This window comes from Nocardioides sp. NPDC127503 (assembly GCF_040302165.1).
Lineage (GTDB): Bacteria > Actinomycetota > Actinomycetes > Propionibacteriales > Nocardioidaceae > Nocardioides.
Genome location: NZ_JBEORH010000004.1, coordinates 226,897 through 252,563, shown reverse-complemented (window position 1 = coordinate 252,563; position 25,667 = coordinate 226,897). Strand labels below are relative to the sequence as shown.

The following is a 25,667-nucleotide window of genomic DNA, read 5'->3' as shown; positions in this document are numbered from 1 at the left end:
GGAGCAAATATCGTTGATGGGATCGGTCCTCCGGAATCTAGACACGCTCCGGGGCCGCTGAGCCCCGAGGATTCCTGTCGGCGGTCACCGATAGGTTGCGGTCTGTGGTCGTACATCTGCACCGCGCGCCGCGGACCGATCTGCTCGCCGACTCGCTCGGCGAGCTGTTGTCGGTGCCGTTGGGGGATCCGTTCGCGACGGAGGTCGTGGTGGTGCCGGCGCGGGGGGTGGAGCGGTGGTTGTCGCAGCGGCTCTCGCATCGGCTGGGGGCTGCTGACGGGCGTGGAGACGGGATCTGTGCGGGGGTCGACTTCCGGTCTCCCTGGTCGCTGTTCGCGGAGGTCGCGGGCACGGGGGATGAGGATCCCTGGGCGCCGGAGTCGCTGACCTGGCCGGTGCTGGCGGCGATCGACGCATCGCTGGACGAGCCTTGGGCCAGGCCGCTCGCGATGCATCTGGGGCACGGTGATGCGACGGAGGAAGGCGTACGTCGGCGCGGGCGGCGGTTGGCGCTGGCGCGGCGGCTGGCGCGGTTGTTCGCTGCGTACGCGGACCAGCGGCCGGCGGTGGTCGCCGACTGGAGTGCGGGGCGGGACACGGATGGGCTCGGGGCCGAGATCGCCGAGGATCTGGCGTGGCAGCCGCCGTTGTGGCGGGCCGTTGCCGGACTGGTCGGTGGGCCGACGCCGATCGAGCGGCAGGCGGCGACGGTCGCGCGGCTGAAGGAGAAGCCCCGGGAGTTCGAGCTGCCGGAGCGGGTCTCGTTGTTCGGGCACACCCGGCTCTCGACGACCGACATCGAGCTCGTCGCGGCGCTGGGGGAGCACCGTGAGGTGCATCTGTGGCTGCCGCATCCCTCCGAGGCCCTCTGGGAGGCGCTCGCCGGGCTGGACGGGACGGTCGCGCGTACGGCGGACCGGTCGCACGACGCGGTCGGGCATCCGTTGCTGGCGACGCTGGGGCGGGATACGCGGGAGCTGCAGCGGGGGCTTGCGGAGCTGGCCGCGGTTGACGACTGTGTTGGTGGCACTCGCGGCTCAACCAGCGGAGGGCTGCTCTCGTGGTTGCAGGAGGACATTCGGGGCAACACAGTTGGGGAGAGCGGCGGACGGGTGATCGAGCCCGGGGACCGCTCGATCCAGGTGCATGCCTGCCATGGCGAGGCGCGGCAGGTGGAGGTGCTGCGCGAGGTGCTGCTGGGGCTGCTCGAGGACGACCCGACGCTGGAGCCGCGGGACGTCCTGGTGATGTGCCCCGACATCGAGACCTTCGCGCCGCTGATCGAGGCCGGGTTCGGGTTGGGGGAGATGACCGGCGAGACCGGGCACCCAGCTCACCGGCTGCGGGTGAAGCTGGCGGACCGGTCCTTGACGCGTACGAACCCGCTTCTGGACGTGGCCACCAGGCTGCTCGACCTGGCCGGCGGCCGGGCGGGTGTGAGCGACGTACTCGATCTTGCTCACCTCGATCCGGTGCGACGCCGGTTCGGGCTCAACGACGACGCCCTGGAGCAGCTCGAGGACTGGGCCAAGGACGCCGGGATCAGATGGGGGTTCGACGCGGAGCACCGCGAGCCCTTCGGGCTGGAGACGTACGTCGCCAACACCTGGCGCTTCGGGATGGACCGGATCCTCACAGGGGTCGCGATGTCCGAGGACTCGGCGACCTGGCTGGACACGACCCTGCCGCTCGACGATGTCGGGAGCGGGTCGGTCGAGCTGGCCGGGAGGTTCGCCGAGCTCGTCGACCGCCTGCAGGACGTGACCGACGAGCTGGCCGGGGTGCATCCGCTGAAGCACTGGCTCAAGGTGATCGAGGAGGGTGTCGCCGCGCTGACGTCGGTCTCGACCAACGACGAGTGGCAGTCGGGCCAGGTGACCAGGGAGCTGTCCCGGGTGCGGGACGCCGCCGCGGGACACGAGGTCGACGAGCTGCGACTGCCCGACGTACGGGCGCTGCTGGGAGCGCGGCTGGCCGGGCGGGCGACGCGCGCCAACTTCCGCACCGGCACGCTGACCGTGTCCACGCTGGTGCCGATGCGGTCGGTGCCCCATCGCGTGGTCTGCCTGCTCGGCATGGACGACGGGGTGTTCCCCAGGGTCGGGATCACCGACGGCGACGACCTGCTGGCCCGCGACCCGCAGACCGGCGAGCGTGACCTGCGCAGCGAGGACCGCCAGCTGTTCCTCGACGCGCTGCTGGCCGCGACCGAGACGCTGGTAGTGACCTACACGGGCGCCAACGAGTACTCCGGCCAGCCACGGCCGCCCGCGGTGCCGCTGGGGGAGCTGCTGGACACACTCGACGCGACCGCCGTCTCCGCAGACGGGAGGCCGGTCAAGGAGGTCGTGACGACCAGGCACCCGCTGCAGCCGTTCGACCCGCGCAACCTGACGCCCGGGGCGCTGGTCGCCGGGCACTCCTTCTCCTTCGACAAGGCAGCCGAGGCCGGCGCTCTCGCCGCGGTGTCCGACCGCGTCGAGCCGCCGGAGTTCCTGCCCGACCCGCTGGCGCCGACCCGAGCCGGAGACCTGACGCTCGAGGAGCTGCTTGCCTTCTACCGGTCGCCGGTGCGTGCCTTCTTCCGCGACCGGCTGGACCTGGCGCTGCCGCGTGATGACGACCCGCTCTCCGACGGTCTGCCGGTCGAGCTCGATGGCCTGGGGCAGTGGTCGGTGGGCGACCGGCTGCTCCATGATCTGCTCGCCGGGATGTCGGAGGAGCAGGCGACCCAGCAGGAGTGGCGCCGCGGCGTACTGCCTCCGAAGTGGCTCGGTTGGCGCATCCTCACCGACGTGATCACCAAGGCGAAGCCGATCGCGGCCGAGGCGCTGCAGGTGCGGCAGGCGGGCATCTCCACCGGACAGGCGCGGGCCGTCGACGTCGAGGTCGATCTCGGCGACGGGCGGCGGCTGACCGGCACCGTGCCACAGGTCTACGGCGACCGGCTGGCGCCGGTGACATATTCGCGCTTGGGCGCCAAGCAGCGGATCGAGTCGTGGGTGCAATTGGTCGCGCTGGCCGCCTCCGACGAGGACCGGGCCTGGAGCGCCTGGACGCTGGGCCGTCCGGGCAACTCCCGGTCGCGTACGCCGTACGGGCTCTCCCAGCTCGGGCCGCTCGACCACACCGCGGTCGACGTGCTGCGTGACCTGGTGCGACTGCGCGACCGCGGGCTCTCCGCGCCGCTGCCGCTGCCACTGAAGACCTCGCTCACCTACGCGCGGCAGCGGCGGACCCAGGCCGGCATCGACGACGCGCTCTACAAGGCCGGCTGGGATTGGAACGACGGACGGTTCGAGGGCGAGGAGTCCGACGTGGAGCAGGTGAGGGCCTGGGGCAAGGGGTCCGGGATCCCTGGACTGGGTGATCCGCCGGAGGCCGGCGAGGAGTTCGACGGGGAGACAACCCGCTTCGGCGCGCTCGCGATGCGGGTCTGGTCGCCGTTGCTCACGGCGGAGCAGGGGAGCTGGTGATGGACGGATTCAACCTGACCGGTCCCCTCCCGACCGGCACGACCCTGATCGAGGCCTCGGCCGGCACCGGGAAGACCTTCACCATCGGCGCCCTGGTCACCCGCTACGTCGTCGAGGGCGAGGCGACGCTCGATGAGATCCTGGCGATCACCTTCGGCCGCGCCGCCTCCCAGGAGCTGCGCGACCGGGTGCGCTCCCACCTGGTCGAGGCCGAGCGAGCCTTCGCGGCCGCCGTCGCCGGCCAGCGTCCGACCCCGCTCGACGCCCATCTCGAGCTCCTGCTGGACGTGTCCGAGGAAGAGATCCGGGTACGCCACGAGCGCGTGCGCGACGCGCTCGCCTCCTTCGACGGGGCGACGATCGCGACGACCCATCAGTTCTGCCAGCTCGTGCTGCGCTCGCTGGGGGTGGCCGGTGACACCGACGCCGGCGCCGAGCTGGTCGAGTCGCTCGACGAGCTGGTCGTGGAGGTCGTCGACGACCTCTACCTGAAGTGGTTCGGCGAGGCTCGGGAGCGCCCGCCGTTCGACCGCGACGACGCGCTGGGCCTGGCGCGCACCGCAGTCGAGGACCCGCAGTCGGTGCTCGCTCCGGCACCCGCCGAGGACCCGGTCGCAGGCGCACGGGTGCGGTTCGCCGAGGCGGTGCGGGACGAAGTCGACCGGCGCAAGCAGATGCGCGGCGTCCTGTCCTACGACGACCTGCTCTCCCGGCTCGCGATCGCGCTCGAGGACACCTCGGCGCCGGCGCGGGCACGGATGCGACAGCGGTGGCGGATCGTCCTGGTCGACGAGTTCCAGGACACCGACCCGGTGCAGTGGCAGGTGCTCTCCCGGGCCTTCGAGGGCCACGCCACCCTCGTGCTCATCGGCGACCCTAAGCAGGCGATCTACGCCTTCCGTGGCGGTGACGTCTTCACCTACCTGACCGCCGCCCGAGCGGCCGAGACGCAGGCGACGCTCGACACCAACTGGCGCAGCGACGCGCCGCTGGTCGAGCGGCTCCAGGTGGTCCTGCGAGGCGCGGCGTTGGGCTCCCCGGACATCGTCGTCCACGACGTGAAGGCCCATCACGCCGGCTCCCGGCTGGCCGGTGTCCCGCATCCGGCGCCGTTCCGGATCCGCCGGGTTGCCCGCAGCGGCTTCAAGCTCACCCGCGGCAGGATGATCACCGCCGGCGACGCCCGCACCCACATCGCCCGGGACCTCGCCGGCGACATCGCCGAGCTGCTCGGCTCCGGTGCCACGTGGTGCGACGCCCCGATCCAGGCAGGGGACGTCGCGGTCATCGTCGCGGTGCGCTCCCACGGGCTGCTGGTCCAGCGCGTCCTGCAGGAGCACGGCATCCCGGCCGTGATGGCCGGCGGCGGCGACGTCTTCCTGACTCCCGCCGGCGAGGACTGGCTCGCGCTGCTGCAGGCGCTCGACTCGCCTCACCGGACGCCGCTGGTGCGGGCGGCCGGGCTGAGCGTGTTCTTCGGCTACACCGCGACCGAGCTCGACGCGGGCGGCGAGGCGCTGACCTCCCGCATCGCCGACACGCTGCGCGGCTGGGCGCTGCTCTTGCGCGGCCGCGGTGTCGCAGCCCTGATCGAGGCAGCGGAGGAGCGCGGTCTCACCGCGCGCGTGCTGCGGCGCACCGACGGGGATCGGCTGCTCACCGACGTACGTCACCTGGGGCAGCTGCTCCACGACATCTCCGTGCGTGACTCGCTCGGGCTGCCGGCGCTGTTGGCCTGGTTCCGCGACGAGCGGCGGCGTTCTGCCGCTGCCGAGCGGCCGCGGCGGCTCGACTCGGACGCCGCGGCGGTGCAGATCGTGACGGTGCACGGGTCGAAGGGGCTGCAGTACCCGATCGTCTACCTGCCCTTCGCCTATGACTTCTTCGTGCGCGACCCGGAGGTCGCCCGCTTCCACGACGCCTCGGGGCAGCGGACCATCGACGTCACCCGGACCGGTGCGCGGTGGGCACAGCACCTGGCGCGCCACCAGGCCGAGGAGCTGGGGGAGGAGCTTCGAGATCTGTACGTCGCGCTGACCCGGGCGCAGTCGCAGGTCGTCGCGTGGTGGGCGCCGACGGCCAACACGGCCACCGGCGGACTGCACCGGCTGCTGTTCGGGCGAGGTCCTGGCCAAGCGGCGGTTCCTGACAACGTCGCCGTGCCGAATGACGAGGACGCGGCAAGTCTGCTGAGCAATGTTGCGCGCCACGGCGGTCCGGTGGCCGAGGAAGCGGTGCCGGTGACGACAGCGCCGCCGGTGCGAGAAGCGCCGCCCGGCATGCTCGCCGCGCGGCCGTTCACCCGTGAGGTGGACGCGGAGTGGCGGCGTACGTCCTACTCGGGGCTCATCCGGGTCGACGAGGGCGTCGCGGCGACCTCGGAGCCGGAGGTCGAGGGCAAGGACGACGAGCCGCTCGCCGAGGACGTCGACCTCGTCGAGATCCCCGCGGAGGAGGAGCAGCTCTCGCCGATGGCCGAGCTGCCCAAGGGCGCCGGTTTCGGGTCGCTGGTCCACGCGGTCCTGGAGCACACCGACCCGGACGCCCCTGACCTGGGTGAAGAGGTGCTGACCAGGACTCGTGAGCAGCTGCGCTGGTGGCCCGTTCCGGCTTCGGCCGAGGATCTCGCGACCGGGATTCTGCCGCTCAACCTGACCCCACTCGGCCCGCTGGCCGACGGACTCACGCTGGCCGAGATCCCGCTGCGCGACCGGCTGCGCGAGCTCGACTTCGAGATCCCACTCGGGGGCGGTGACACCCGCGGGGCGGAGGATCCCGACGTACGCCTGCGCGACCTCGCGCCGCTCCTGCGTGCCCACCTTCCTGCGAACGACCCGATGGTGACGTACGCGGACCGGCTCGAGGCCCCGCCGCTCGGCGACCAGTCGCTGCGGGGCTACCTGACCGGATCGGTCGACGTGGTACTGCGGCTGCCGAGCGGACGGTTCGTGGTGGTCGACTACAAGACCAACTTCCTGGGGGTCGAGGCGATGGACTACACCCAGCCGAAGCTTGCCGAGGCGATGCTGCACTCCCACTACCCGCTGCAGGCGCTGCTCTACTCCGCGGTGGTGCACCGCTTCCTGCGCTGGCGCCTGCCCGGGTACGACCCCGAGACTCATCTCGGCGGCGTGCTCTACCTCTACGTGCGCGGGATGCTCGGCCCGGACACCCCTGTCGTCGACGGCATCCCGACCGGAGTCTTCACCTGGCAGCCACCCGCGTCCCTGGCGGTCGCGCTGTCCGACCTGCTGGACGGAGCAACCGCATGATCGAGCGCTGGGAGTCCGAGGACCCCTTCGACGCACGCCTGGCCCGGTCCGCCACCGGCCTGCTCGCGTCGTTCAACCGTGAGGGCGTGCTGACCGCGGCTGACGTACATGTCGCGACCCGAGCCTCCGCGCTCGCCGGAGAAGAGCGCGACGAGGTGCGACTGGCGGTGGCGCTGGCGGTCCGCGCGGTCCGGCACGGGTCGGTCTGCGTCGACCTGGCCGCGCTGCGGGAGACCGAGGAGACGCTGCCGTGGCCGGCTGCCACTGGCTGGCTGGAGGCCGTCGCCGACAGCCCGCTGGCGGCGCAGTCCCTGGTGCAGGTCGAGGACGGCCTCCTCTACCTGGATCGCTATCACCGCGAAGAGGGACAGGTACGCGACGACCTGCTCGCCCGGCTGGCCTCGCCGCGACCTGTGGCCGACGAGACCCTGCTGGAGGCGACCGCGGCCCGGCTCTTCCCGGGCGAGGGCTACGCCGAGCAGCGGGCCGCCGCGCTCGCCGCCGCCCGGCAGTCGACGACGGTGCTCACCGGTGGCCCCGGCACCGGCAAGACGACGACCGTGGCCGGGCTGCTGGCGCTGCTCACCGAGCAGTCCTCGACCCCGTTGCGGATCGCGCTGACCGCCCCGACGGGCAAGGCCGCGGCTCGGCTGCAGGAGGCCGTCGAGGGTGCCCAGCGGGCGACGCAGTTCACCGCCGACGACCGCGCTCGGCTCCACGGCCTGACCGCCTCGACGCTCCACCGGCTGCTCGGCTGGCGGCCCGGCTCGTCGACACGGTTCAAGCACCACCGCACCAACCGGCTGCCGCACGACGTGATCGTCGTCGACGAGACGAGCATGGTCTCGCTGACGATGATGGCCCGGCTGCTCGAGGCCGTACGCCCCGAGGCGCGGCTGATTCTCGTCGGCGACCCCGACCAGCTCGCGAGCGTCGAGGCCGGGGCGGTGCTCTCCGATCTCGTGGCCGGGCTCGCCGTGCGCTCGCCCGACGCCGTCGCCGCGCTCCGCATCACCCATCGCTTCGGTGGCGCGATCGGCGCCCTCGCCGAGGCGCTGCGGGTCGGCGACGCCGACGCGGCGCTCGATGTGCTGAAGTCCGGCGACCCCGCGGTCGAGCTCGTCGACCCTGCCGACGAGGCCCGGGTGGCCGAGGTCGAGCGTGGCCTGGTCACGCACGCCGCCGCCCTTCACGAGGCCGCGCTCGCGGGCGACGCGGAGCGCTGCGTACGGATGCTCGACGAGTCGCGCCTCCTCTGCGCCCACCGTGACGGCCCCTGGGGCGTCGCCCACTGGAACCGGCAGATCGAGCGCGGCCTCGCCGAGACGACCGGTGAGCCGCTCGGCATCGGCTGGGGCCACGAGTGGTATCCGGGCCGGCCGGTCCTCGTCACCGCCAACGACTACGGCCTCGGTCTCTTCAACGGCGACACCGGGGTCACCTACACCGACGCCGGCGGCGACCTCCGCGTCGCCATCGCGGGCGGCGCGACGTACACGCCCTCACGGCTCGGCGACATCGAGACCCTGCACGCGATGACCGTCCACAAGTCCCAGGGCAGCCAGGCCAGGTCCGTTACTGTCCTGCTCCCGCCCGACGACTCGCCCCTGCTCACCCGCGAGCTCTTCTACACCGCGGTGACCAGGGCGCAGGAGAGCGTACGCATCGTCGGCACCCCCGACGCCGTCACCGCCGCGATCACCCGCCGGGCCCAGCGCGCCTCCGGCCTCCGCCAGCGGCTCGGCCACCACTGAGCCGCAGCCTCAGAAGCGCTCTGCGAGCTCCGTCAACTTCGCCACGTACGCCGGGAAGTCGACGCTCTGCGGGACGTTGTCGTCACGCGAGAGCCAGCCGACCGCGCCGTCGATGCCCTCGCGGAGGATGTCGGCCTGGCCGGCGTGCTGCGCGATGTCGCCGTAGGTGTACGTCGCGATCTCGTGCAGCGTGACGGGCGTGCCGCCCCAGTGCTTGACGTGGCCGACCGCGTCCAGGTCGAGCGCGTCGATGGTCGCGTTGGCGTGCGCGATCACCCGGCGGTAGAGACCGATGATGCCGACGACGGTCTCGTCCTCGGTCGCGTACCAGTCGATCTGCGGATCGGCCTCGTAGCGGTCCAGCGAGATCAGCTCGTCGGCCTGCGGGAACGGCCGATCGAAGGTGTCGCCGAGGTAGATCGCCTCGACGTTGAGGCAGTGCTTGACGATGCCGATGAGGTTGGTGCCGGTCGGCGTACGCGGCATCCGGGCCTCCCGCTCTGGGAGGCCCTCGACCTTGCCGATCAAGGCGTTGCGGACGGAGTCGAGGCGCTGCTTCAGCGTGTCCTTCGGATCTGCGTCGGCGGCCATCGGTATCTCAGGACCGCGCGATGGAGGTGGCGAGGGAGGCGAGGTGGCCGAGGCGGGCCAGCTCGGAGTCGAGGAAGTCGGGGCCGCCGCGGCGGCCGATGATGACGATCTCGTTGCCGTCGATGCGGGCGCCGGCGAACATGTTCTCGTCCTCACCCTCGACCTCGATCCGCTCGGGGCGGTCGAGCTCGATGAAGGGGACGTTCTCGGGCGAGCCGTCGGTGGCTCGGCTGATGCCCTTGACGCGGTGGACGCGGATCGCCCAGTCGGCGCGGAAGGTCAGCGGCAGCACGTCCACGAGCCGGTCGAGCGCCTCGAGGGCGTTCTCGGTGAGGTCCTCGACGGCCTCGAGGTCGAGGAAGAGGTTGCCGCCGGCGGCGTAGCGGGAGATCCAGACGACGTGCACCCCGTCGAGCTCGTTGCACGCCGACACGATGGAGTCCGGCATCGTTCCCGGTTGGGTCTCGAGGAGCACATCGTCGACAGCTCTTCCGTCGACTTTGTTCTTCTCGACGATCTCGATCGCCTCGATATCGCCACCGGCTTCACCGATGGCGGAGGCGAGGCGACCGAGGGAACCCGGGATATCGGGCAGCTCGACGCGTAGCAGGAACGGCATGGCCATAGACCCTAGCGTCGCGAACCGACAGGCGTGGCACTGTCCCGGTTACGCACCCGTCAATTGGCGACCTATTCGCCGGCCGGCTCCAGCAGGAAGAGGGGGAAGATCCGGGACGTGTTGGGCTGGTATTCGCCGTACGTCGGCCAGGTCTTCACGGCGTAGTCCCACCACTCTTCCCGCTCGGCCCCGGAGAGCTCGCGGGCGACGTACGCCTTCTTGGTGCCGCCGTCCTGGAGCACCATGTCGGGGTACTTGCGGAAGTTGGCCACCCAGGCTGGGTTCTTGTCGCTGCCGCCCATCGAGGCGACCGCGAGGTAGCGGCCGTCGCGCTCGACGCGCATCAGCGGGGTCTTGCGGATCGCGCCGGTCTTCGCGCCGCGGTTGGTGATCAGGATGATCGGCTTGCCGTCACGCTCGAGGACGTTGGCCTCGGCGCCGCCGGAGGCTTCGAACGCGGCCACCTGCTCGCGCACCCAGTCGGCCGTGCTCGGGACATATTCACCTTGCAGTTCGGTCATGCTCACTACAACACCAGCGGGCGGTGCCTATTCCAAGCGACCCGCTCAGGCCAGCGCCTTGTCGATCTCGCGATCGAGGTGCGACTTGGGCCGTGCGCCGACCAGCTGGAGCACGGGCTTCCCACCCCGGAAGAGGAGCATCGTCGGCACCGCCATGACCCGGTAGTCGGCGGAGGTGGCCGGGTTCTCGTCCTGGTTGAGCTTCACGACGCGCAGGCTCCCGGCCCGTTCCGTGGCGATCTTCTCGAGGATCGGTGCGAGCTGACGGCACGGTGGGCACCATTCTGCCCAGATCTCCACGAGCACCGGCGTCTCGGACATGAGTACGTCCTCTACGAACCGGGCATCGGTGATGTCCTCGATCACGGCGGTATGACTCATCGCTTCTCTCCTTCTGGTTTCGGTCGATAGGACTCGGCTTCGCGCAGCAACGCCGCGAGCTCGCCGCGTAGGGCGGTCAGCTCGGTGACCCGCCGGTCGATCTCGGCGATGCGCAGCCGATAGGCATCGAGCGAGGCCGGGCACACGTCGGCACGGTCGTTGCCGGCGCGCAGGCAGTCGACGAAGGGCAGCGTCTCCTCGGCGGTGAGGCCGAGCGAGAGCAGGGCGCGGATCTCTCGCACCACCTGCACATCCACCTCGGCATAGTCGCGATAGCCGTTGCCCGCCCGCCGCGGTGCGAGCAGTCCGCGTGACTCGTAATAGCGCACGGCCTTCACCGTCACACCGGCCTGATCCGCGAGCTCCTTGATCTGCACGCGTACGACCGTAGACCTTGCCCCTGGGGGCAAGGTCAAGCCCGTGATCGGCCCGCCGGATAACCTCAGGGCCATGAGCGCCATCGAAGGAGTCTCCGACACGTTCGACCCGAGCCGCTGGGACGAGGTGAAGGGCTTCGAGGATCTGACCGACCTGACCTATCACCGGGCCAAGGAGCACGGCACCGTACGCATCGCCTTCGACCGCCCCGACGTACTCAACGCCTTCCGCCCGCACACCGTCGACGAGCTCCTCCGGGTGCTGGAGCACGCCCGGATCTCGGCCGACGTCGGCTGCGTCCTGCTCACCGGCAACGGCCCCTCGGTCAAGAACGGCAAGCACTCGTTCTGCACCGGCGGCGACCAGCGCATCCGCGGCAAGGCCGGCTACCAGTACGAGGAGGACGAGGCGTACGCCGCCGGCCGGACCGGTGCGGAGGAGCCCACCCTGATCGACAAGGCCAAGCTCGCCCGGCTGCACATCCTCGAGTGCCAGCGACTGATCCGCTTCATGCCCAAGGTCGTCATCTGCGTCGTCCCGGGCTGGACCGCCGGCGGCGGCCACTCCCTCCACGTGGTGTGCGACCTGACGCTCGCGAGCGCCGAGCACGGGCGCTTCAAGCAGACCGACGCCGACGTCGGCTCCTTCGACGGCGGCTACGGCTCCGCCTACCTCGCCCGCCAGGTCGGCCAGAAGTTCGCCCGCGAGATCTTCTTCCTCGCCGAGGAGTACTCGGCCGCGGACGGCGTACGCATGGGCACCGTCAACCGCGCCGTCCCGCACGCCGAGCTCGAGGACGTCGCGCTCGAGTGGGGCCGCAAGATCAACGGCAAGTCGCCCACGGCCCAGCGGATGCTGAAGTACGCCTTCAACCTGCTCGACGACGGACTCGTCGGCCAGCAGATGTTCGCCGGTGAGACCACCCGCCTGGCCTACATGACCGACGAGGCCCAGGAGGGCCGCGACCAGTTCCTGGAGAAGCGCGAGCCCGACTGGTCGCCGTACCCCTGGTACTACTGATCTGCCGCATCTGCGCAGTCCCCGTCACCCAGGCTGCGTGATGCCGATGGCGGGCGGCGTGAGGTGACATGGGCAGATGAGCGCGATCGAGCTCCGGGCACGTAGAACCCACTACCTCACTCTGGCGGAGCGGGCGTCGGCGGGCCGCGGGGCGCGAGCGGAGGTCCCACGGTCGGTCCACGGCGAGTGGCAGCCGGCGCCCGACCGGGCCGACCCTGTCAGCCTCCTCGAGGAGCAGGCAGCCAGCCGGGTGCAAGAGCTCGTGCCGCTCCGCTACGGCAGGATGCTGGCGTCGCCGTTCACGTTCTACCGTGGTGGCGCCTACCTGATGGCGGCAGATCTGGCGAACGAGCCGCGCACCGGCCTGAGGGTCCAGCTGTGCGGCGACGCGCATCTGTCGAACTTCGGGACGTTCGCAGCACCGGACCGGCGGCTGGTCTTCAGCCTCAACGACTTCGACGAGTCCTTGCCCGGCCCCTTCGAGTGGGACGTCAAGCGGATGGTGGCGAGCTTTGCGGTCGCGGGACGTGACCGTGCGTTCGATGACGCCGAGCGCAGGGTCGTCAACATGGCTGCCGCATCGTCCTATCGAGATGCGATGCAGGACCTGGCGCGGAAGCGCAAGCTCGACGTGTGGTACTCGCGCTTGGACGTGGACGAGCTGGACGCCGTGCTGAGCTCGCAGTTCACGGCCAAGCACCTCAAGCGCTTCCGCAAGAACGTGGCCAGGGCCCGGTCGAAGGACAGCTTGAAGGCCTTCTCCAAGCTCGTGGAGATCGTGGATGGACGTCCGCGCCTGATCAACGATCCTCCGATGATCGTGAGGGTCCAGGAGCTGATGCCCGACTCGGAGTTCCATGAGGTCGAAGAGACGCTCCATGCCATCCTGCGCACCTACCGCCGGACCCTGCGTGGGGATTATCGGCACCTCCTCGAGGGGTTCCGCTTCACCGACGCCGCACGCAAGGTGGTCGGCGTGGGCAGCGTCGGCACCCGCGCCTGGATCGTGCTGCTGGTCGGCAACGACGACCAGGACCCGCTCTTCCTCCAGGCCAAGGAGGCCCAGGCATCGGTCTTGGAACCCTTCCTCGGCAAGAGTGCGTACGCCAGCCACGGTCAGCGGGTCGTCGAGGGGCAGCGACTGATGCAGTCGGCGAGCGACGTGATGCTCGGCTGGATGAGGGCGCAAGGGTTCGACGGCGTCGAGCGGGACTTCTTCGTCCGGCAGCTGTGGGACGGCAAGGGTTCGGCGATCGTCGAGGCGATGGACCCCGCCGCCATGACCGGTTACGCCCGGATGTGTGGGTGGACGCTGGCACGGGCCCACGCACGCTCCGGTGACCCGGCCGCCATCGCGAGCTACCTCGGCTCCGGTGATCGGTTCGATCGGGCCATCTCGAGGTTCGCCGAGGCATACGCAGACCAGAACGAGCGGGACTACGCAGCGCTCCGTCGTGCGGTCGACGAGGGCCGGATCGTGGCTCGGAGTGGCTGAGCCCGTTCGGCGAGCTCGCAGGACCATCACCCCGCGGCGCGCCCGGATGCCTGGTCTGGTTCGGGCGAGGCATCCGTCGGGCGGCCCGCCGAGACGTACCGGTTCGCTGCGGGGACCGCGGCGAGGCCATGGGCCAGGACACTGAGCAGGACCGTGAGGGAGATGACCGCGACGACTTCGGTGCCGACCGCGTGCAGGTCCTCGAGCACGATCAGCGCGAAGATGACCGAGGCCAGGCCGCGAGGACCGAACCAGCCGATGAAGACGACGCTGAAGCGGTCGAACCCGGCGCCGAGCAGCGCTATCGCGACCGGCAGCATGCGGACGACGGTCAGGCTGAGGACCGCATAGAGCAGCACGGTCCAGCTCCACTGGTCCTGGATGACCGGCACAGCCAGCGCACCGAAGACGAGCCAGCTGATCATCGAGGCCACGTCGCCGGACTGGTCGACGAAGTACACCTCCTTCTCACCGCTGCTCCCGGCGGTGTTCCCGAAGACCAAGCCGGCCACGAAGGCAGCGACGAACCCGTTCCCATCCACCAGGAGAGCCGCGGTGTACGCGAGCAGGGCGAGAGCCAGTACGGCCGGACCGGCAAGCTCCTCGGACAGCCAGCCGCGCTTGCCGGCGAGCCTGCTGACGGTGCCGCCGACGCCGCCGATGACGATGCCCGCGACCAGCCCGACCAGCAGCGAGAGAACCGCTCCGCCCGGACTCTCGACGCCGAGGACTCCCTCCGCCGTCGCGACACCGGCGATGGCCACCAGCACGATCGGCGTCGCGATCCCGTCGTTCAGCCCGCTCTCGACATTCAGCGCGCGTCGCACCCTCGCCGGCACGTGCGGGTTCGACATGACGGGCGCCCCGAGCGCGGCGTCGGTGGGCGCCAGTGCCGCGCCGACCAGGAGGGCCGCCCACGGGTCGAAGCCGATCACGATCATCGCGGCACCTGCGCCGAGCGCGATCGTCAGCGGCAAGCCGACGCCGAGCAGTCGTACATAGGTGTTCAGGTCACGTCGGAACTGGCGGAGCCGGACCCGAGACGCGTCCGCGAAGAGGATCCAGACGAGGGTGACTTCGGCGACGAGCTTGACCAGCTCGGGTTCGACCTCGAGGTCGAACAAGCCGAACACGTCGGCAAACACCCAGCCGCAGGCCACGAACACGATGGGGGCGGTGAGTCCGGCGGGCTGAAGCCGGCCCGCGAGAACACACCAGGTGACGATGGCCGCGAGAACGGCGGTGAGTGCCAGGGAATCCATGCAGCGGACCTCCGGGTGGACGCGACGGCTTGGTCAGGCGGTCATTCGTGACGAACGTACGGGCGTGGCCGCCGGGTCTCATCGCACTGTCTGTGTGAACTGGCGGGTGCCCTCGATGACCGTGTCGTCAGTGGTCGACAGTCCCGGGCATACGGCGGTGCTCGCCCCGGATGCGTCGACCGAGCATCCCGGGACCGGTCGCCAACACCTGGCCCACGAGCGCGGTCGTGAGAAAGCAGAAGGCGGCGACGTAGAGCCAGGTCAGATAGGTGAAGGCGACACCGATGGATCCGTACCGGTCGGCGCTTGCCTCGAGCGCCCCGGGGAGCCATGCCTGGGTGGCGGGGCGGACGGTGATCATCAGCAGAGCGAACAGCAGCGCACCCGGAACCAGCATCCGGGCGCGAACGGCGCCGGCGAGCAGCGCCCAGGGCACGAACGATGCGACCGCGACGTCCCAGGAGAACGAGACCACCCGTGGCCACAGCTCCCGAGGGGGAATGGCGTCGAGGGGCTCACCCGCAGTGCGGACGAGGACCAGGGAGAGCGCGAAGACGAGGACGACAGCCAGCCAGCGCCAGGCTGAGCGCAGCCTGGTCTGCGGTCGGGGCAACCCCCAGATCGCGGCGAAGGCGCGAGCCAGCGCCCGAGACAGGCTGGTCGCCGAGACGAGCACGAAGATGGCCCCGACGATGCCGAACGCTGCACCACCGCTGTCGACAGCGCCCTCGAGGACCTGCCGGGACTGCTCCGGCAAGTCGATCGCGTCGGCGAACCCGTCGCTGTTCGAGCCCAGGGTGGCGATCAGGATGAGTACCGGGAGTACGGAGGTGAAGAACTGGGCCGCGATGGTCATCGACCGGTCGAACACCTCGACTCGGCTGAGTCCCGCGGCTGCCTGCAGCACGATCCGTCCCGGTCGCCTGTCGAGCAGCCGTCCCAGCCGCCGCTGCAGCCCGGCGGGCAGACGCCCCAAGGAGGCATCGACGCGTGCCCGGGCCGGATCGTCGACCGGCTCGGCGTCTGGGCCCGGCTGGCTCTCCTCGGACGGAGTCCCGTCGTTCGATTCCATGCCGATCTCATTCTGGCGTTCCCTCAGGCTGAAGCTCGGCCGAGACCGCCGGCTCCGGCTCCGGCTCCGGTTCCGGCTCTGCGTCCGGCTTCCCTGAGATCAGTGGCAGGGCCCACCTTCCGCCCGGATCGGCCTCGACCAAGAGGGCCTTGGTGAGCAGGGTGAACGGGACGGCGAGCAGCGCGCCGACCGGTCCGACCACCCAGGTCCAGAACACCAGCGAGAGGAAAGTCAACGTGGGGGAGAGACCGACGGAGTCGCCGACCACGCGCGGCTGGATGATGGACTGGATCACGAAGTTGATGACGCTGTAGACGACGATGACGGTGATCATCAGGCCGAACCCGCTGTCGAGCAGGGCGATGAGGGCCGGCGGGATGACGCCGATGATGAAGCCGACGTTCGGGATGAAGTTGGTGACGAATGCAAGCACCGCCCACACGAAGGCTCCGGGGACGTCCAGCAGGTACAGGGCGACGCCGTCGATGACGGCGACGACCAGCCCGAAGCTGGCCGAGACGCCCATGTAGTTGCGAGTGCCGCGGGCGAAGTTGTCCAGCGCGGCGACCGGGTCGGGGAAGCGGTCACCCAACGCCTTCAGGCTGCGGCGCGTGGAGTTGGTGTCGAAGGCGACGAACAGCAGCACCGTGATCAGGAAGAGCAGATCGGTGAGCAGGCCGAGGGTGCCGGAGAGCACCGACATGGCCACGTCGATGAGCTGACCCGGGTCGAACGCGTTCACCACCGCATCGATCTGTTCCTGTTTGACCCCCGCGTCCCGCAAGGTGTTCCCCAGGTTCGCGACACCGTCAGTGATCTGGTCGGCGTACTGGGGCACCAGGGCGGCCAGCTGGGCGATCGACACCATCAAGGCCATTGCGAAGAGCGAGAGCAACAGGACTGCCGCGGCCAGCATGATCAACGAGGTCGCCCACCCGGGAAGCCGTCCCCGTTCCAGCCACCGGCGGATCGGGTGCAACGTGATCGTGATGACCATCGCCATGAAGACCGGCCCGACGATGTCGGCGATGGATCTCACCCCGGCCAACGCGATGGTCAGCGCGGCGACACCCAGCAGCAGGGTCCACGCGAACGATCGGGGCCGAAGCCCGCTCGGGGCAGTGGTGGAGGCGTGCTTCATGGGATCTGGTCGCCCCTCCCGGGGTCGCGCTGAGCCGCACCGGATGCGCCGGCTGCTGGAACGGGTTCATTCCAGTGCTGGTTCCCCGCGGGCGAATCACCTGCATCATGTGAAAACACCTGAATGCCCTGGTGGGTGTCGTGCGACGGGTCACCCGGAGCGGATGAGGCGCCGCGGTCCTCGCTGTTCGTACGCTCGGTCGTGTGACGGAGAGTCGTCCCGCGCGTGCGCGGCCGGCCGCCGGGCTTGATGACGTGCTCCTCGACGTCAAGCTTTCGGCGCCGCAGATGCGTCCCGGCATGGTCAGTCGGGCGCCGATCATCGAGGTGGCCAGGGCCAGTCCGGTGAGAGCGGCTGGGATCACGGCCCCGGCAGGGTATGGAAAGTCGACACTGCTCTGCGAGTGGGCCGCGACTGAGGACCGTGTCGTCGGGTGGGTCTCGCTCGACCCTCTCGACGACGATCCGGGCATATTGCTGGCGGTCCTGGCCTCGGCGTACGTCAGGATGTTTCCGGCCTGGGCCGGGCTAGTCGCCGATGTCAGCGGTGTGGGTGTCTCTGCTCTGGGCCGTGCCGCGCCGGTCATCGCGTCCGCGTTCCGGAGGAGTCCGGCCCCGTTCGTCCTGATGCTCGACGATCTGCACGATCTGCAGGCACCCGCGTGTCACGACGTCCTGAGCGTGGTGATCTCCGGCATGCCCGTCGGCTCGCAACTGGTGACCGCGAGCCGCGCAGAGCAGCCGCATCTGTCCCGCATGCGTGCCTCTGGGGACGCGCTGGAGCTGCTGGCCGCCGATCTCGCCCTGGAACCCGGCGGCGCCGAGCAGATCTTCTCCAGGTCCGAGGTCCCGCTGACCGAGACCCAGGCCGCGCTCGTCATCGAACGGACCGAAGGCTGGCCGGCCGGCGTTCAGCTGGCGGCGATGATCGCCCGCGACGCCCAGCAGGACGACTGGACGGTGTCGGGCAACGACCGGTACGTGGCCGACTACCTGTACCGCGAGTCGTTGAGCCAGCAGGACCAGTCGACGCAGCGCTTCCTGCGCCGGACCGCGGTGCTGGACCGACTGCACGCACCGCTCTGCGACGCGCTGCTCGCAGAGTCGGGCGGCCAGGACCGGTTGCAGGCGCTCGAGGCGTCGAACTCGTTCCTGATCCCGCTGGATCGCAGGCGGGAGTGGTATCGGTACCACTCGCTGTTCCGGGAGTTCCTGCTCGGGGAGCTGCGCCGTGTCGAACCCGATGCAGTCATGGGGCTGCACCTGCGCGCCGCCGACTGGTACGAGGCGAACGGGGCGCCGGCGATGGCGCTGGAGCACCTGCTGAACACCAGCGAGCGCGACCGTTGCGTGCAGCTGATCACGCAGCTCGTGCAAGTCACCTACAGCGCCGGCCAGCTCTCGACCGTACGGAGATGGCTGGCAGCGCTCGGAGGCGACACCATCTCGGCTCATCCCCCTCTGGCGGTGTTGGCCGGCTGGATCGGGGTGTTGGGCGGTGCGCCCGTGGAAGCCCTGCGCTGGGCCGCTCTGGCGGATGAAGCCGTCTACGACCAGGTGCCTGTGGACGGCACGGCTTCGTTCGAGTCTTCGCGCGCCATGTTGAGAACCTTGATGTGTCCGGCCGGCCCGGAACGGATGATGCGCGACGCCGATGTGGCGATGGCGCAGGAGCCGGCGTGGAGCGCGTGGCGGGACACGGCGCTCACCGGGTCCGCGGAGGCGCATCTCCTTGCCGGAGATGTGGACCGGGCAGCTGCTCTGTTCAGCGAGGCGGCCGTAGTCGGGGGCGAGATCGGCAACATCGACACGGTCGTGAACGCGGAGTCCGTGCTGGCGCTGTTGGCGATGGAGCGCGGCCAGTGGGGCGAGGCCAGGGATCGCGTCGCCCGGGCAGTCGGCGTCGTCGACGAGTATCGGATGTACGACTACGCGGCCAGCGTGCTGGCGTTCGCGGCGGCTGCACGGCTTGCCCTGCACGATGGCGCGCTGGAGCAGGTGGATCTCCAGCTGACGCGGGGGATGCGGGCACGCCCGTCCTGCACGTACGTCCTGCCGTCCCTCGCCACGCGCAGCCGGCTTCAGCTGGCCAGGGTCTTCTGGGCTCGTGGCGACCACACGACGGCGCGCCACCTGCTTCGGGAGATCGATGACATCCTCGTCCACGTCCCGAACCTCGGCGTCCTGGTCGACCAGGTCAACGACTTCCGGAAGGTCGTCGCTGCGGATGCGAGGGGTGTGACCGGCCGGGGGCCGCCGCTGACACCCGCGGAGCTGCGGCTCCTGCCGTACCTGCAGACCCACCTGACCATCGGCGAGATCGGGGAGCGGCTGTACGTCTCACGCAACACGGTGAGCTCGGAGGTCGCCTCGATCTACCGCAAGCTGGGCGTCTCCTCGCGCAACGAGGCAGTGAAGCAGGCAACCGTCATCGGGCTCCTCGGCGGCTAGTGACAACGATCAGCCGGGGTGCTCCTGCTCGAGCGCGTCGGCGTCATATCCGAGCGCCATCGCCAGCCGGGGAGCGGCCGCCACCACGCGCGCCGTGCCGATGACCGGAAGGACACCGATCAGCACGTCGACGACCTCGGCAGCGCTCGCGCCGGCATCGACGGCCGCATCCGCGGCGGCACCGTAGGAGGGGACCTCGCCCCCGACCGCAACCAGCGCGGCCAGCCGGACCAGGGCCAGAGTCCGGGCATCCAGCATGGGTTCGAGCCACGCGACGTCAGCCGCGTGAGCGGGACCCTCTGCCCAGTCCGTCTGGTTGATCACCAGGCGGTGGAGTCGATCGACGTAGTGCACTCCGGACCGTCCTTCCGGCTCGATCTGAGCCTGACCGCGACCACCCATGTCCCCACGCCGACGAAGAATGTGAGACCGCCGGGCCGGGGAAGAGAATCGCGCTGCAGGAGCCCATTCATCCCCACCCGGCCCGGGGCCGCATCACGCAGATCTGGTGAACCCGGCCGGCGGCCTCTGACCTTCACGTCTTCTGTGTGACGACCCCGGTCCCGCTCGCCGCGAATGATGGGACCGGTTGCCCGACGCCACGCCGACCCATCGAAGGAGTCATCATGAAGCTCATCCCCGCCATCGTCGCCGCTCTGACGCTCAGTGCGTCGCTGGCAGCATGTGGTGAAGACGACCCCGCCGTGTGCAGCTCGGTCAACGAGCTGCAGTCGTCGGTCGACGACGTCAAGGGCATCGACATCGGCTCCTCCGAGACTCTCAGCGACCTGCAGACTGGGCTGAGTGCGGTCGAGGACGACCTGGTCGATCTCAAGGCCGACGCCGCCGACGAGTTCTCGACGCAGATCGAGGCCGTCGAGGCGAGCTTCGCCACTCTGACCAGCAGCGTCGAGTCGGCCATTGCGGGCGTCTCCGTGGACACGCTGGCCGCGGCTCGTGCCGCACTGTCCACCTTCGGCGACGACATTGAGACCCTCGTGACCGACGTCAAGGAAACCTGCTGACCGGACCGCGCGCCGCGTCAGCTGTGCAGGCGACGTGCTCCTGTCACCACTTCAGCTCGATCTCGAGCTCGCGTTCGTCGTCCCCGATCTCGACCTCCAGCTTGAAGTCGACCTCGTCGGGTACGTGCACCTTGAAGCGCAGCCCGCCTCTTTCGAACTCGACCTCGTTGTTGCTGGCGAGCGCGTCGGCCAAGGCATGCAGGCGAGCCGCGGCGTCCTCACGACGGAGCCTCGCCCGTTCCGTGACTTCCATCAGGTCCATCTCGATCTCCTTGCTTCGACGTTGAGGATTGCTGAACGCGGCCGAGCGTGATTCGTGCCAGCCCTACAGATGGCATCATCGCAACCTACCCATCGACATGGAGACCGGCGTCATACAGAACGCGTGAATCCCGCTCGAGTTCAGCGCGAGCATCAAGCGGAGGAATCACGTGGAACGGACCATCGGCGCCGCCGCACACCGTCCAGCAGCACGTGTTCGAGAAGACAGGCGTACGCAGCCGCCATGATCACGGACCTTCCAGGACGTCGATGTCGTAGACCTCCAGCCAGGTCAGGCAGACTTCGAGCATGGTCGCGCGTGCGGCCAGGCGCTGGCCGAGCCGGTCCTCGACACGACCGATGCGGTAGCGAACCGTGTTCGGATGGATGAAGAGCGCTTCGGCCGTCGCCTCCACGCTCAACCCGGTCCGAAGGTGGGTGAGCGTGGTGTGGCGCAGGTCCTCGTCGCCGCGGCCGCCGGTCATCAGCGGCGCCAGCTCCCTTCGGACCATCGCTCGGGCGAGCTCGCCGTCGCCGACCAGTCCCACGAGCTCCACATCGGCGTAGCCATGGGCCCTCGTGGGGGACCTGCGGCCGATCCGCTGCGTCGCGACCGCCTGGAGGTGGCTGTCGCGGAACGCTGTCGGTCCATGGCAGGCCCGCCCGAGCGCGAAGTGGAGCTCGGCCTCCTCCAGGAGCGGGATCACGGCCCCGAGGTCGACGGTCGGCTCTTCGGCGGTGGCGACCCATCCCCAGAGCTCCCGGCTCCCGGCCAGCGTGGTCAGTGGACGCGGCAGACCGAGGCTCTCGCAGATCTGCAGCGCGAGGTCGAAGAGCGGCGCGCCGCCGTCGGAGGTCGAGGGCGCGGAGAGGACGAAGGCGGTCTGCCACGAGGTGAGCTTGTGGCCGAGCACGCGTTCGCTGTCGGTCGTCGGAGCAGCGCCGGCGATCAGGGCCTCGATGGCCTCGGACCGGCGTGCCTGAGCGCCCTCCGCCAGTGAGGCCCGCTCACGGGTGTAGTGGCCGATGAGCTGCTCGACCGCATCGTCGATCCACTGCTCGGCGCGCAGCCACAGAGCGAGCAGCGCCTCGTCGCGGGCCAGACCGTCGGGCAGCCGATCTGGCTCCGTGTTCTCCGCGACGTAGCCGAACACGGTCTTGTTGGCGACGCGATAGACCTTGAGCAGCACACTGATGTCGAGGTGGCGGCGCGCGATGGACAGGCTGAGCGCGATGGCCGCCGACGGCAGCGCGAGGCGATAGTCGTCGGCGAGGCTGACCAGGAAGTTGCGCCAGTGCTCCCGGGTCGAGGCGTGCAGCTCCTCGACGAGCACCGGGTCGGTGGCGATCTCGGGGATCGCGTTCAGGATGTCGTCGTCGACGCGTCGGACGAAGGCGTCCACCATCCCCGGGCGGAGGGAGTTCTGGGCGAAGTCCTGCAGCCACCTCTCGACAGGTGCTGGTGTGGTCATGGTCGGGCTGCCTTTGGGGTGTCGAACATGCTCGCGCGGGTCGGTCTCGCGGATCCCGGATCTGTTTTGGAGTCTCCCACAAACGCGAGGCGCGAATGTGGTCGCCGTCACAAGCGCCGACCGGACGTGTGCGACCACCATGAGGAGCGCCCGAGTACCCCGGGCCCGACGAGAGGATGGCCATGGAAGAGTTCGACTACATCGTGGTGGGCAGTGGCTCAGGCGGAGCGGTGCTCGCCGGTCGCCTCAGCGAGGACCCGCGCACGTCGGTGCTCGTGCTCGAGGCAGGCGGGCGAAGCCGTCCGAACCTGAACGTCCAGATCCCGGCGGCGTTCGCGAAGCAGTTCCACACGACGATCGACTGGGACTACACCTCCGAGCCCGAGCCGCACCTCGACGGCCGCCGGATCTACCAGCCGCGCGGCAAGATGCTCGGTGGCTCCAGCGGCATGAATGCGATGATGTACGTCCGGGGCAACCGAGCCGACTACGACGGCTGGGCCAAGTCCGGCGCCACCGGCTGGTCCTATGACGAGATCCTCCCGCTGTATCGCCGGATGGAGACCAACAGCCGCGGCGCGAGCGAGTTCCACGGCGACTCCGGCCCGCAGTACGTCGAGGACGCTCCCGATCCCCGTGCGGTGTCAGGGCGATTCATCGACGCCATGGCCGAGGTCGGTATGCCACGCGTCGACGACTTCAACGGAGCCGAGCAGGTGGGCGCATCGATGTTCCAGCGGTTCACTCGCCGCGGGCAGCGCTGGACGACGTACGACGGCTATCTGGCTCCGCGTCGCAAGCAGCCCAATCTGACCATCACCCCGAACGCCTTGGTGCACCGCGTCCTGATCGAGAACGGCCGCGCCACCGGCGTGGTCGTCAACGTCGGGGGCCAACTGCAGACGATCCGCGCGGCCCGTGAGGTGGTGCTCGCCGCCGGCGCCTACAACACGCCACAGTTGCTGATGCTCTCCGGCATCGGCCCCGCCGAACATCTCGCCGAGCACGGCATCGCGACGGTCGTCGACAATGCCCACGTCGGCGCGCACCTGATGGACCACCCGATGCTCCTGATGAACTGGGAGACGACGGATCGGGACAACCTTGCCCACGCCGAGAAGCCCGGTGAGCTGCTGAAGTACGTCACCCGTCGGAAGGGCATGCTCACCTCTAACGTCGGGGAGGCCGGAAGCTTCTTCCACACCAGCGTCGACGACATCGCCCCTCAGATGGAGATGATCACGGCCCCGGTCTACTTTTTCCAGCACGGCGCGGCGTCCTATGACAAGACCGCCATCGCGATCGGGTTGTCCATGGTCGGCGCGAGGTCCGAGGGGGCGGTCCGGCTGCGGTCCGCGGACCCGGCGGCGGCGCCGAGGATCTGCAACAACTACTTCGCCGACCCCCGTGACATGCAGTCGATGATCGACGGGATCGAGCGGGCGCGCGAGGTCATGGCGAGCCGGACCATGCGCGGGACCGTCGGCAAGGAGATCCACCCCGGCCCGTCGTACGGCACGAGCCGGACCGACCTCGAGCGAGCCGTGCGCGCGGAGGTCGAGCACACCTATCACCCGAGCTGCACCGCCCGGATCGGCGTCGAGGGCGAGGGCGTGCTGGACGCTTCCCTGCGGGTTCAGGGCGTCACCGGTCTGCGGGTCGCTGACGCGTCGGCGATGCCGCGGGTCACCCATGGCAACACCCACGCACCCACCATGCTGATCGGCGAGAAGGCCGCCGATCTCATCAAGAGCGGAGCCTGAGATGTCCACCCAGACCATTCCTCAGCGGGCTGACGAGATCGCGGCTGCAGCACAGGCCGGCGCCAAAGCGTGGTCCGGCGTCAGCCTGGCCGGGCGCCGAGCGCTGCTGCGGAAGTTCGTCGGCCTGGTCGACGAGCACGCCACCGAGTGGGTCCGGGTCGCCACCGAGATCAAGGGCCTTACACCGGGCACTCCGCCGGTCGGGGAGGAGTGGATCTCCGGGCCCTGGGCCACGCTCTACTACGCCGGACACCTCGCGCAGACGCTGGCGACTATGGAGCAGGTCGGTACGCCGACGGACGGCTTCGACATCCGCCCCGTTCCCGGCGACAGGGTCGCCGTCGAGGTGCTCCCGCACTCGGTCTGGGACCGGCTGCTGCTGTCCGGCTTCTCCGCCGAGGTGTGGTCCGAGCCCGGGGTCTCCGCCGAGGAGGTGCGTGCGACCGCCGGCCTTGGCCTGCGCGAGCCCGAGGCGGTACGCGGCACGTGCGTCGTCCTCGGCGCCGGCAACATCTTCTCGATCGCCCCGCTCGACGCGCTCTACGTCCTCTACGCCGACAACCGCTCCGTCGCGCTCAAGCTCAACCCGGTCACCGACCGGCTGTTGCCGGTGTTCGAGGCGATCTTCGCCCCGTTCATCGAGTTGGGCGTGGTGCAGGTCTTCACCAGCGACCTCGAGCTCGGCTCGGCACTCATCGCTCATGACGGCTTCGACGCGGTCCACATGACTGGCTCCGAGGCGACCCACGACGCGATCGTCTGGGGTCCGGGTGCGGAGGGCGCGGCCAACAAGGCGGCCGGCACGCCGTTGCTGCGCAAGCCGATCACCAGCGAGCTGGGCGGGGTCGCGCCGGTCATCGTCACACCCGGCCGATGGTCGAAGCGTGACCTGGAGTTCCAGGCGCGTCACGTCGCCACCATGCGACTGCACAACTCCGGAGCCAACTGCGTCGCTGGCCAGGTGGTCGTCGTCAGCAAGGACTGGAAGCAGAAGGACGACTTCCTCGCCGCCTTGCGGCGTGCGCTCGCCGATGCGCCCGTACGTCCGGCCTGGTATCCCGGCACCGGGCCCCGGATCGACGCCGCCCGGGGTGGTGCCACGCCGTTCGAGGCGCTCGGTGGCACACCGGAGCGCACCCTGCTCCCGGCCCTCGATCCGTTCGAGGACGAGGCGGCGTACTCGATGGAGTTCTTCGGTCCGGTCCTGGGCGTGACCGAGATCTCCGGCGCCGGGGCGGAGTTCCTCGGCCACGCCATCGACTTCGCCAACGACCGGCTGCGCGGCACCCTCGGTGCCAACATCGTCATCCACCCACGCGACCTCGGCGCGGTGGGGGCTGACCGGTTCGAGCAGCTGCTCGCCGGCCTGCGCTACGGCACGATCGCTGTGAACGCGTGGACCGGAGTCGGCTACCTCTCACCGTTCGCGACCTGGGGAGCCTTTCCCGGTCACACCCCGGACGACATCCAGTCCGGTCACGGTGTCGTGCACAACGGGCTGCTCCTCGCGCGCCCCGAGCGCACCGTGGTGCGCGGCCCGTTCCGCCCGTTCCCTCGCTCATGGGCGAGCGGCAGCCCGGCACTCACGCCGGTCCCGCCGTGGTTCGTGCACAACCGTACGGCGGAGACGACCGGGGAGCGGCTGGTCCGTTTCTCGGCCGCGCCGCGCTGGCGGAAGCTCCCCGGGGTCTTCGCCTCGGCGCTACGGGGCTGA

General features: G+C 70.0%; 20 protein-coding genes. 9 read left to right on the top strand and 11 right to left on the bottom strand.

Features of this window, described 5'->3' with window-relative positions:
* Positions 1-104 precede the first annotated feature (104 nt).
* The 3 genes from recC to recD are packed head-to-tail and all read left to right on the top strand — an operon-like array spanning position 105 to position 8,502.
* Positions 105-3,476, top strand: a complete 3,372-nt coding sequence (gene recC, locus ABTW65_RS11160; RefSeq protein WP_350660144.1) for an exodeoxyribonuclease V subunit gamma — start codon at positions 105-107, stop codon at positions 3,474-3,476.
* Complete coding sequence (locus ABTW65_RS11155) at positions 3,476-6,748, top strand: UvrD-helicase domain-containing protein (RefSeq protein ID WP_350660143.1); 3,273 nt, start codon at positions 3,476-3,478, stop codon at positions 6,746-6,748. The genes recC and ABTW65_RS11155 overlap by 1 nt, the downstream gene beginning before the upstream one ends.
* Complete coding sequence (gene recD, locus ABTW65_RS11150) at positions 6,745-8,502, top strand: exodeoxyribonuclease V subunit alpha (protein WP_350660142.1); 1,758 nt, start codon at positions 6,745-6,747, stop codon at positions 8,500-8,502. Before ABTW65_RS11155 ends, recD begins: the two co-directional genes overlap by 4 nt.
* Positions 8,503-8,511: 9 nt before the next feature.
* Here recD and ABTW65_RS11145 read toward each other — a convergent pair whose 3' ends face one another.
* From ABTW65_RS11145 to ABTW65_RS11125, 5 genes are all read right to left on the bottom strand, one after another.
* Positions 8,512-9,093, bottom strand: a complete 582-nt coding sequence (locus tag ABTW65_RS11145; RefSeq protein ID WP_350660141.1) for a DinB family protein — start codon at positions 9,091-9,093, stop codon at positions 8,512-8,514.
* 7 nt (positions 9,094-9,100) lie between these two features.
* Entirely contained in the window at positions 9,101-9,703 is a 603-nt protein-coding gene (locus tag ABTW65_RS11140) for an ACT domain-containing protein (protein WP_406029240.1), read from the bottom strand.
* An 80-nt stretch (positions 9,704-9,783) separates the two neighbouring features.
* Entirely contained in the window at positions 9,784-10,233 is a 450-nt protein-coding gene (locus ABTW65_RS11135; protein WP_350660139.1) for a nitroreductase family deazaflavin-dependent oxidoreductase, read from the bottom strand.
* Positions 10,234-10,278: 45 nt separating this feature from the next.
* Positions 10,279-10,614, bottom strand: coding sequence for a thioredoxin (gene trxA, locus ABTW65_RS11130; protein WP_350660138.1), 336 nt, complete (start codon positions 10,612-10,614; stop codon positions 10,279-10,281).
* Positions 10,611-10,991 (bottom strand): MerR family transcriptional regulator, encoded by a 381-nt coding sequence (locus ABTW65_RS11125; RefSeq protein WP_350660137.1) that lies wholly within the window; start codon positions 10,989-10,991, stop codon positions 10,611-10,613. Before ABTW65_RS11125 ends, trxA begins: the two co-directional genes overlap by 4 nt.
* A gap of 73 nt (positions 10,992-11,064) precedes the next feature.
* Here ABTW65_RS11125 and ABTW65_RS11120 point away from each other — a divergent pair, with 73 nt between their 5' ends.
* Entirely contained in the window at positions 11,065-12,012 is a 948-nt protein-coding gene (locus ABTW65_RS11120; RefSeq protein ID WP_350660136.1) for a 1,4-dihydroxy-2-naphthoyl-CoA synthase, read from the top strand.
* Positions 12,013-12,088: 76 nt separating this feature from the next.
* Positions 12,089-13,507 (top strand): DUF2252 domain-containing protein, encoded by a 1,419-nt coding sequence (locus ABTW65_RS11115; protein WP_350660135.1) that lies wholly within the window; start codon positions 12,089-12,091, stop codon positions 13,505-13,507.
* Positions 13,508-13,533: 26 nt separating this feature from the next.
* Here the strand turns inward: ABTW65_RS11115 and ABTW65_RS11110 are convergent, their stop codons facing one another.
* The 3 genes from ABTW65_RS11110 to ABTW65_RS11100 all read right to left on the bottom strand — a co-directional run bounded on the left by ABTW65_RS11110 (position 13,534) and on the right by ABTW65_RS11100 (position 16,982).
* A complete protein-coding gene (locus tag ABTW65_RS11110; protein ID WP_350660134.1) occupies positions 13,534-14,769 on the bottom strand; it encodes a cation:proton antiporter domain-containing protein in 1,236 nt (411 codons plus the stop codon).
* Positions 14,770-14,896: 127 nt separating this feature from the next.
* Positions 14,897-15,841, bottom strand: coding sequence for a YhjD/YihY/BrkB family envelope integrity protein (locus ABTW65_RS11105; RefSeq protein WP_350660132.1), 945 nt, complete (start codon positions 15,839-15,841; stop codon positions 14,897-14,899).
* 7 nt (positions 15,842-15,848) lie between these two features.
* Positions 15,849-16,982 carry an AI-2E family transporter gene (locus ABTW65_RS11100; protein ID WP_350660131.1) on the bottom strand — a complete coding sequence of 378 codons (1,134 nt, stop codon included), beginning with the start codon at positions 16,980-16,982 and terminating at the stop codon, positions 15,849-15,851.
* 203 nt (positions 16,983-17,185) lie between these two features.
* On the opposite strand from ABTW65_RS11100, the gene ABTW65_RS11095 reads away from it, so the two are divergent.
* The gene (locus ABTW65_RS11095) at positions 17,186-19,432 is read left to right on the top strand and encodes a winged helix-turn-helix domain-containing protein (protein WP_350660130.1); all 2,247 of its coding nucleotides are present in this window, start codon (positions 17,186-17,188) and stop codon (positions 19,430-19,432) included.
* A 9-nt stretch (positions 19,433-19,441) separates the two neighbouring features.
* Here ABTW65_RS11095 and ABTW65_RS11090 read toward each other — a convergent pair whose 3' ends face one another.
* Complete coding sequence (locus ABTW65_RS11090) at positions 19,442-19,786, bottom strand: carboxymuconolactone decarboxylase family protein (protein ID WP_350660129.1); 345 nt, start codon at positions 19,784-19,786, stop codon at positions 19,442-19,444.
* A 272-nt stretch (positions 19,787-20,058) separates the two neighbouring features.
* Here ABTW65_RS11090 and ABTW65_RS11085 point away from each other — a divergent pair, with 272 nt between their 5' ends.
* Positions 20,059-20,457, top strand: a complete 399-nt coding sequence (locus ABTW65_RS11085) for a hypothetical protein (protein ID WP_350660128.1) — start codon at positions 20,059-20,061, stop codon at positions 20,455-20,457.
* 43 nt (positions 20,458-20,500) lie between these two features.
* Here ABTW65_RS11085 and ABTW65_RS11080 read toward each other — a convergent pair whose 3' ends face one another.
* Complete coding sequence (locus ABTW65_RS11080; protein ID WP_350660127.1) at positions 20,501-20,719, bottom strand: amphi-Trp domain-containing protein; 219 nt, start codon at positions 20,717-20,719, stop codon at positions 20,501-20,503.
* A 247-nt stretch (positions 20,720-20,966) separates the two neighbouring features.
* Positions 20,967-22,190, bottom strand: coding sequence for a PucR family transcriptional regulator (locus ABTW65_RS11075; RefSeq protein WP_350660126.1), 1,224 nt, complete (start codon positions 22,188-22,190; stop codon positions 20,967-20,969).
* A 182-nt stretch (positions 22,191-22,372) separates the two neighbouring features.
* On the opposite strand from ABTW65_RS11075, the gene ABTW65_RS11070 reads away from it, so the two are divergent.
* Together ABTW65_RS11070 and ABTW65_RS11065 are read left to right on the top strand one after the other, a co-directional pair.
* Positions 22,373-23,953, top strand: a complete 1,581-nt coding sequence (locus tag ABTW65_RS11070) for a GMC family oxidoreductase (RefSeq protein ID WP_350660125.1) — start codon at positions 22,373-22,375, stop codon at positions 23,951-23,953.
* A 1-nt stretch (position 23,954) separates the two neighbouring features.
* On the top strand, positions 23,955-25,667 hold the full coding sequence (locus ABTW65_RS11065) for an aldehyde dehydrogenase family protein (RefSeq protein ID WP_350660124.1): 1,713 nt from the start codon (positions 23,955-23,957) through the stop codon (positions 25,665-25,667).